This is a genomic window from Streptomyces flavofungini (genome assembly GCF_041028215.1).
In the GTDB taxonomy this organism is placed as follows: Bacteria; Actinomycetota; Actinomycetes; order Streptomycetales; family Streptomycetaceae; genus Streptomyces; species Streptomyces flavofungini_B.
Map to the genome: position 1 here is coordinate 1 of NZ_JASKYR010000352.1, position 7,512 is coordinate 7,512.

7 protein-coding genes are annotated in these 7,512 nt (G+C 70.4%); 3 read left to right on the forward strand and 4 right to left on the reverse strand.

Annotation, left to right across the window (positions count from 1 at the left end; all coding sequences use genetic code 11):
- A partial coding sequence (locus tag AB8Z36_RS23095) for a Clp protease N-terminal domain-containing protein (protein WP_369215274.1) occupies window positions 1-398 on the reverse strand: 398 nt, incomplete at its 3' end.
- Between the two features lie 267 nt (window positions 399-665).
- Here AB8Z36_RS23095 and AB8Z36_RS23100 point away from each other — a divergent pair.
- The 3 genes from AB8Z36_RS23100 (at window position 666) to AB8Z36_RS23110 (ending at window position 4,032) form a co-directional block, all read left to right on the forward strand.
- Window positions 666-1,079 carry a GNAT family N-acetyltransferase gene (locus AB8Z36_RS23100; RefSeq protein WP_369215280.1) on the forward strand — a complete coding sequence of 138 codons (414 nt, stop codon included), beginning with the start codon at window positions 666-668 and terminating at the stop codon, window positions 1,077-1,079.
- Between the two features lie 385 nt (window positions 1,080-1,464).
- Window positions 1,465-2,589, forward strand: coding sequence for a helix-turn-helix transcriptional regulator (locus AB8Z36_RS23105; protein WP_369215275.1), 1,125 nt, complete (start codon window positions 1,465-1,467; stop codon window positions 2,587-2,589).
- Window positions 2,590-2,856: 267 nt separating this feature from the next.
- Window positions 2,857-4,032 carry a glutathione-independent formaldehyde dehydrogenase gene (locus AB8Z36_RS23110; protein ID WP_369215276.1) on the forward strand — a complete coding sequence of 392 codons (1,176 nt, stop codon included), beginning with the start codon at window positions 2,857-2,859 and terminating at the stop codon, window positions 4,030-4,032.
- Window positions 4,033-4,125: 93 nt separating this feature from the next.
- On the opposite strand, the gene AB8Z36_RS23115 is transcribed toward AB8Z36_RS23110, so the two are convergent.
- The 3 genes from AB8Z36_RS23115 to AB8Z36_RS23125 all read right to left on the reverse strand — a co-directional run.
- Window positions 4,126-5,235 carry a sensor histidine kinase gene (locus AB8Z36_RS23115; RefSeq protein ID WP_369215277.1) on the reverse strand — a complete coding sequence of 370 codons (1,110 nt, stop codon included), beginning with the start codon at window positions 5,233-5,235 and terminating at the stop codon, window positions 4,126-4,128.
- Entirely contained in the window at window positions 5,232-5,885 is a 654-nt protein-coding gene (locus AB8Z36_RS23120) for a response regulator (protein WP_369215278.1), read from the reverse strand. The genes AB8Z36_RS23115 and AB8Z36_RS23120 overlap by 4 nt, the downstream gene beginning before the upstream one ends.
- A gap of 225 nt (window positions 5,886-6,110) precedes the next feature.
- A partial coding sequence (locus AB8Z36_RS23125) for a PucR family transcriptional regulator (RefSeq protein WP_369215279.1) occupies window positions 6,111-7,512 on the reverse strand: 1,402 nt, incomplete at its 5' end.

The following is a 7,512-nucleotide window of genomic DNA, read 5'->3' on the forward strand; positions in this document are numbered from 1 at the left end:
ATGTACGACGCACCCGCTGCCTGGGACTCTGCGTGGGCCCTGAGCAGGGCCCGCTTCGCCGCCGGGGTCAGCCGCGGTTCCTCCACCGTGCCGCCGGTGGGCAGCGACTGCTCCACCTGAGCCGCCAGCGCGTCGGGGTCGGTGCCTGCCTGTTCGAGGAGTTGGCGCCCGGATTCGACCTGGGTGGCGGCCCACAGCAGATGCGCGGTGTCGAGATCGGCACCGTCCTCGGCGGCACGCCCCCCGGCCGCCGCCAGAAGTTCCTGTGAGGCGTCGCTGAGCAGGCGGCCGATGGGCACACGCTGGACCGCCGGCGGGGAGGCCGCAGGGCTCGTGCCGAAGAAGCGGTTGAACAGGTCCGAGAAGGGGTCACCGGACCCGAAGGGCGAAGTGGTCACAGCGGCTGTCCGATCCTCACGGCAGCCGGTCCTCCTGACGAGCCGGATGCCGCGTTCGTTGTGGAGAGGGGGGTGGCCCGCGGACAAGGACTCATGCTGTCCGACGGTGTCAGGGGCTGCCGGTGCGCGGGCCATTCACCACCTTGGAAGCCGATCGGCGTCTGTGCACGTCAGCCGCCGCACCGTTCGGCCGCGTGGGTGACGCGCTCTCTTTCGGCGGAGTGTGCGTACCGGCAGGAGGTTTCTTATAAGCTGTATCAGGTGACTATGGATATCGACCCTTACTTGCTCAGTGCGGGTACGCCATCCGCGACGACCTACCTCCGGCTGCGGAGGATCTCGGGGATGAGCGCGAAGAGTCCTGAGGCCGCTGAGGCGGGCCTGCCGAACACCTGGCACGGCGTGCTGGTGCTGCGAGGGGATGAGCCGGTCGGCATGGGCCGGATCGTCGGAGACGGTGGTTGTTTCTTCCAGATCGTCGACATCTGTGTCGCGCCCGAGCACCAGGGCCGGGGGCTGGGCAAGCGGATCATGACTGAGCTGGTGGGTGAGCTGGAGCGACGGGCGCCGGAGGGGGCGTACGTCTCGCTGATCGCGGACGGCGACGCTCGGTTCCTGTACGAGAAGTTCGGATTCAGGCTCACGGCGCCCGCCTCGGTCGGCATGCACCGTACGGTCTGACGAAGCCCTCCGGCGACGGGGGCGCGGCTGCGGTCAGCCGATGATGTGGGCCCCGCGCAGCACGACGTCCTGGGTGCGGGGTCCGGGCACCCAGGACGCGACGGCCGCTTGGCGCACTGAGCGGTGTGCGCCTTCTGGCCGGTACTGCGGAGGGGCTGGAGGGCGCCCCGGGTCCACGTTAGGCAGTATTCCCTGCGGACATGATCCGGTCAGCGCACGCCATGATCCTTTAAGCGCAACCATTCCATCCCCGCCGTGGAGGCTCGGCGTGAGCCCGGGTGCTGGGACGACAGTCTTGTGTGAATGCCGAACTATTCTGTGGCCGATGTTCCCGCAGGAACGCGTGATTCCGGCGGCCACCCACGTCGCGGACGGAGTCACGGCATTGCGCACAGATGTTGAGACGGGCAAGCACCCCATGCCGACCGGCTGGCACGGGGCGGCAGAGCGGCCGACCCGATCGGCGGAGCCGCCGACCCGGTCGACAGAGCTGTCGACCCGGTCGCCCGCTCAGGAGGGTGCGGCTCTCCGTGCCGAAGCCACCCGGCCGGTCCGACTCCGTACCGGCGACCTGGACGAGGCCCGGCAGCTCATCGAGGAGAACTTCTACAGCAACGCCGTCGACCTTCTTCAGCCCACGGCGGCCCTCTCCGGGTACTTCGAGGTCAGCCGCCTCCGGGGCGTGACGCTCGGCGTCCTGCAGTTCGGTGCGGATCTGCGGATGCGGTTCGGCGAGCTCGGCGCCTACCACGTCGACATACCGCTTTCCGGGGCCATGGCATGGCACCAGGGACGCGTCGATCCACTGCTCGCGACGGTGGACGAAGCCGCCGTCTTCCAGCCGGGCCGCTCCACCGTACTGGACCGGTGGAGCGGTGACTGCCGGCTTCTCGCGGTGAAGATCGAGCGGACCGCGCTGGAAGCCCAGTTGGAGCATCTGCTCGACGCCCCGGTCCGGCTGCCCCTCCGGCTGCGCCCCGCCATGGACATCTCTCGTGGCCCTGGGCGCAGTTGGGTCCGTCTTGTCCAGATGGCGGCAGCGGACGCCCGGACGTCCCAGGGGCTCACCGGGCAGGAGCTGGTGGCCGACCGACTGCACGAGGCACTGCTGATCGGCCTGCTGCTGGCAGCGGATCACCCCTACCGCGAAGAGCTGGCGCGGCCGGTCCGACCCAGCCGTCCCGCCCCGGTCAAACGCGCCATCGATGCCATGGAGGCACACCCGGAGCATCCGTTCACCGTGTCCGCCCTCGCGGAGATCGCCGGGGTGGGCATTCGACGGTTGCAGCAGGGTTTTCGCCAGCACGTGGGCATGTCCCCCACCGACTACCTGCTCCAGGCGCGGCTTGCCCGAGTCCATGAGGAGTTGCGCGCGAAGGAACCAGGCCAGGTGACGGTCACTGACGTCGCGTTCCGCTGGGGCTTCACCCACCGGGGCAGGTTCGCCGCCGCCTACCGTCAGCGCTACGGTGTGACACCCTCGACGACCCTGTCCGAGACGCGGCCTTAGGAGTGCCGCCCACCCCAAGCGCGCACAGGAACGCAGTCGTATGCTGGAAGATGACCACGGCGACCAGCGGGTGATTGCGCCAAAACGCGCACCCAGTGCCCCACCCTGCCCATCAGAACACCGGCCCAGCGATCGGTGAACGGACGTTTCGCCGGTCGCTGACGGGCCGCGGAGCCCGCGCCGCAAGTCCCTTCCCGGGGTCCCCAGCAGACGGCATCTCCCATCTGGAGCCGTCATCGCCGCGTCATGACACCAAGGGGAATCATCATGAAAGCAGCGGTATACGACGGACCGCGCACGGTCACAGTGAAGGACGTGCCGGACGCCAAGATCGAGCACCCCTGCGACATCATCGTCAAGATCACCACCACCAACATCTGCGGTTCGGACCTGCACATGTACGAGGGCCGCACCTCGTTCGAGACCGGTCGCACCCTGGGACACGAGAACATGGGCCAGGTCGTCGAGGTCGGCTCGGCCGTCAGCAAGGTGAAGGTCGGCGAGTACGTGGTCCTGCCCTTCAACATCGCCTGCGGCTTCTGCAAGCAGTGCGAGCGGGGCCTGACCAACTACTGCCTGACCATGCAGCCGGAACCGGACCTGGCGGGAGCCGCTTACGGCTTCGCCGACATGGGCCCCTACCAGGGCGGCCAGGCGGAACTGCTGCGCGTGCCCTACGGCGACTTCAACGCGCTGCGTCTGGGTGAGGACGCCGCAGAGCGGCAGAGCGACTACGTGATGCTCGCCGACATCTTCCCCACCGGGTACCACGCCACCGAGATGGCCCACGTCAAGCCGGGCGACCAGACCGTCGTCTTCGGGGCGGGCCCCGTCGGACTGATGGCGGCCTACTCCGCCGTCCTCAAGGGCGCCGGCCGCGTCTGGGTGGCCGACCACCAGCCCGACCGGCTGAGCAAGGCGGAGGAGATCGGCGCCATCCCGATCAACACCGCCGAGCAGAACCCGTCAGAGGTCATCAAGGAGGCCACCCTCGGCCTGGGCGCCGACAACGGCTGCGAATGCGTCGGCTACCAGGCGCATGACCCCCAGGGACAGGAGGACGCGAGCCTCACGCTCAATGGGCTGATCGACTCGGTCAGGTTCACGGGCAACATCGGGGTGGTGGGTGTGTTCCTGCCGGAGGACCCCGGTGGCGCGGAAGCCCAGAATGAGTTGGAGGCCCAGGGCAAGGTCCCGATCGACTTCGGGATGATGTGGTTCAAGGGCCAGCGCATGGGCACCGGTCAGGCGCCGGTGAAGAGGTACAACCGGGCCCTGCGGGACCTGATCGCGGGCGGGAAGGCGGAGCCCAGCTTCATCGTCTCCCACGAGCTCGGCCTGGACGAAGCCCCGACCGCCTACGAGCACTTCGACGCCCGGGACGACGGCTGGACCAAGGTCGTCCTGCACCCCGACGGCCACGGGAACGGCCACCACCGGTAAGGCGCCCGCATCCACCGGCCACCTGTGCCGGTCGTCAAGCGGCGTCCACGACCCCGGCCTCCCCTCGGCCGGGGCCGATCGCGTGGTGCGGCCTCATGTCAGCCTCTCCGGCAGGCACAGCCGCACCCGCCAGCCGCCGTCCGCGCACGGCCCCGCATCCAACGCGCCGCCGAGCAGTTCGGCACGCTCGCGGAGGCCGACGAGGCCGTGGTGTGCGCCGGGCAGCGCGAGGGCGGGACGGACCGGGGCGTTGTTGGTGACGGTGACCCCGTACGCCGTGCCGTCGTGCCAGAGCTCGACGGCCGCGGCGGCCCCGGGGGCATGCTTGCGCACATTGGTCAGCGCCTCCTGGACGGTGCGGTAGAGGGCGCGCTGGGCCGGGGCGGGAACGGCGTCCGGGTGCGGGAGTTGGCCGGTGAGCCCGGCGTCCAGGCCGCTGCTGTCGATGAGGCGGCGGAGGTCGGCGAGGGTGGGCTGCGGGGCCAGCTCCGTGCTGTCGCCGCCGGACACCCGGAGCAGGGTGACCATCGTGCGCAGCTCGTCGAGGGTGTCGACGCTGAGCGTGCGGATCGTACGGGCCGCCTCGCGGGCCGCGTCGTCGTCGGCGGCGACCTGGAGGGCCCCTGCCTGGACGGCGATGAGGCTCACCTGGTGCGAGACGACGTCATGCATCTCCCGGGCCAACTGGGCCCGTTCGCGGGCGAGGACGGTCTGCGCGTGCAGTTCCCGCTCGTGCTCCTTGACCGCCTCGGTCTCCGCCAGCTGGCGGCCCAGATCCCGCCGGGCCTGCACGAGCTGGCTCAGCAGGACGGGACCGGCGGCCATCGCGAGCATGTAGACGAAGGTGACCAGCGCCCAGGTGCGCTCCTCGCCCCTGAAGTCCGTCAGCGGCCAGGGGGCGGCAGTGGTGAGCGCGAAGAGAACCGCGTACAGGGCGAGCAGCCGCCGGTCGCGGGTGCGCGCGGCGAGCGCGTAGAGCGCGGCGACCGGCGCGATGAGGACGTCCTGGACCAGGGAGCCGGGCAGACAGAGCAGGAAGGCGGACAGCGGCAACCGGTGGCGCAGGGGCAGCACCGCGCAGGACAGAGCGCCGAGAGCGAGGCCGTAGGGGGTGTCGTCCTCCAGGTTGAGCCAGAGGTCGAGTCCGGCGAAGGCGACCAGCGCGAGATCGGTGAGTGCGGTGTGGATTCGGATCCTGCTCATCGCTCTGCCAGCAGCCCGGCCCGCTGCGCGAGCAGTGCCGCCTGGACCCGGCCGCCGACCCGCAGCTTGGCCAGGATCGCGCTGACGTGGTCCTTGACCGTCCCACCGCTCAGATGGAGACGGCCCCCGATCTCACTGTTCGAGAGCCCTTCGGCAACCAGCACGAGCACGTCCCGTTCCCGCTCGGAGAGCCCCTCGACCCGCGCGGTGGCCTGGTCGGCCCTCCCTGTACCGGGATGGCGGCTGAGCAGCGAACGGGTCGCCTTCGGCGACATCACGACGCCGCCCGCGGCGAGCATCCGTACCGCCTGCGCGAGCTGGGCGGGTTCGGTGTCCTTGAGCAGGAAACCGGCGGCCCCGGCGTCGAGGGCACTCAGGACGTACTCGTCGGTGTCGAAGGTGGTCAGCATCGCCACGACGGGCCGCTTCGGCGCGGGCAGCGCGTGCAGTTCGCGCAGGACGGTCAGGCCGTCCACGTCCGGCATACGGATGTCGAGGAGGACGACGTCGGGCCGCTGTTCCCGGACGACTGCGAGGGCCTGGCCACCGGTGGCCGTGGCGACCACCTCGATGTCGTCGGCGGCGTCGAGGATGAGCCGGAAGCCGGAACGCACGAGCGCCTCGTTGTCGACCACCACGGTCCGGATCATGTATGCGCTCTCCTGTGGGTCGTCACCTCCCCGAACCCTACGACGCGTGCCGCACCGGCGGATGCCGGGCATGAGCCGCGGAGCGGGCCGCGCCCCATCCGCGACGGCGACTGAGGAGCGCCGGTCCGGCGAGCGCCCTCTCGCCGTGATGTACGACGGCCCGCGAAGCTGTCGCGGGCCGGACGCTGTTCCCCGCTCCTTGGCCACGGCTCATGCCGAGCCGCATCAGCCGGACCCGCCCAGCACGATCCTCCACACGCGGGTCGCCACCTGGAGGTTGAGGCGGTTCTCGACGTTCGCGAGGTCGTTGCCGCTGATCTCACGGATGCGCTGCAGCCGGTAGCGCAACGTGCTGCGGTGGATCGCGAGGGATGCGGCGGCCTCGTCGTAGTTCCCGCCGCAGTCGAAGTACCGGGAGAGGGTCTCCACCATGGATGTGTGATGCCGGGCGTCGTAGTCGATGAGCCGCCCGAGCCACTCGTGGACGAACGTCTCCAGTTCCTGGTGATCGGCGCCGGGCCCCAGGATGCGGTACAGGCCGAGCTCGTCGAAGAAGGTCGTGCCGTACCGCTCGCGGGAATGGAGCCGCACCTCGACGGCGCGCTGCGCCTCTTGGTAGCGGTGGGGGATGTCGGGCACGGAGTCGGAGGGGGCGCTCACCCCGATCGTCCCGGACCGTGTTCCGGTCTCCTGGGCGAGCGCCTCGTGCAGGGCGCGAGCGTGCGGCCTGTCGTCGACGACCAGGACCACGTGGTCCGAGCGTCGGGTCAGCAGCGCATGCATGCCGACGGCGGAGGCAGCCCGGCCCACGGACCGGGCGAACGAATCGTCCGTGGTCCGGTTCGACCACTTCACGACGACGACGTAGTGGCTGCGGCGCAGGTCGTGTCCGACCGCCTCGGACCGGGCGTAGGCGCTGGTGGTGTCCGTGCCCGCGAGGAGGTCGTCGACCAGCTCGCGGTGGAGCCTCAGTTCCACTGCGGCCAGATGGCGCAGGTGCGCCAGCTCCAGGGCGAGCGAAGCGGCGGCGTGTTCCAGCGCGAACACGGTGTGTTCGTCGGCCTTGTGCAGGACGTCGACCAGCGCCAGTACACCCAGGGCCTCGCCATGTGAATGGACCAGAGTGATCAGCCGGTCCTTGATCCGTACGGGCCCGGCCTCACGTGCGACGGCGTGCAGCATGTCCTTGTGGCGGACGGGGTCCGGTTCCGGGTAGGGGTCGGGTCGGCCGGGACCTGACCAGGCCTTCAGCCGCCCGAAGCGGTCCTCGACCAGCGCGGGAAATCCGGTGAGCTCATGCAGTGCGCGGGTGACGGCCTCCTCCCCGCCGCCCGCCGCGGCGATGTCGGCCACGAGCGCGTGGACGGCCCGCTGATACCCCAGCTCAGCCACCACGTGGATCATCTGCCGCTGAAGAGTCGCGTGCTCCCCCTTGACCCGGTGAAGCTCCGCCGCGTCCTCGCGTTGGCGGCGCTGGGCGTAAGCCACGGACAGGGCCGCGGCGGTATGCCAGACGAGTGTGGCGAGCTGGGACAGCTGGGCCCCCGTGGGACGGATGCGCGACGTGACCACGAGGTAGCCGTGCAGTCCCTCCAGCCCGCGCAGGGCCAGGGCCCAGCCCCAGACC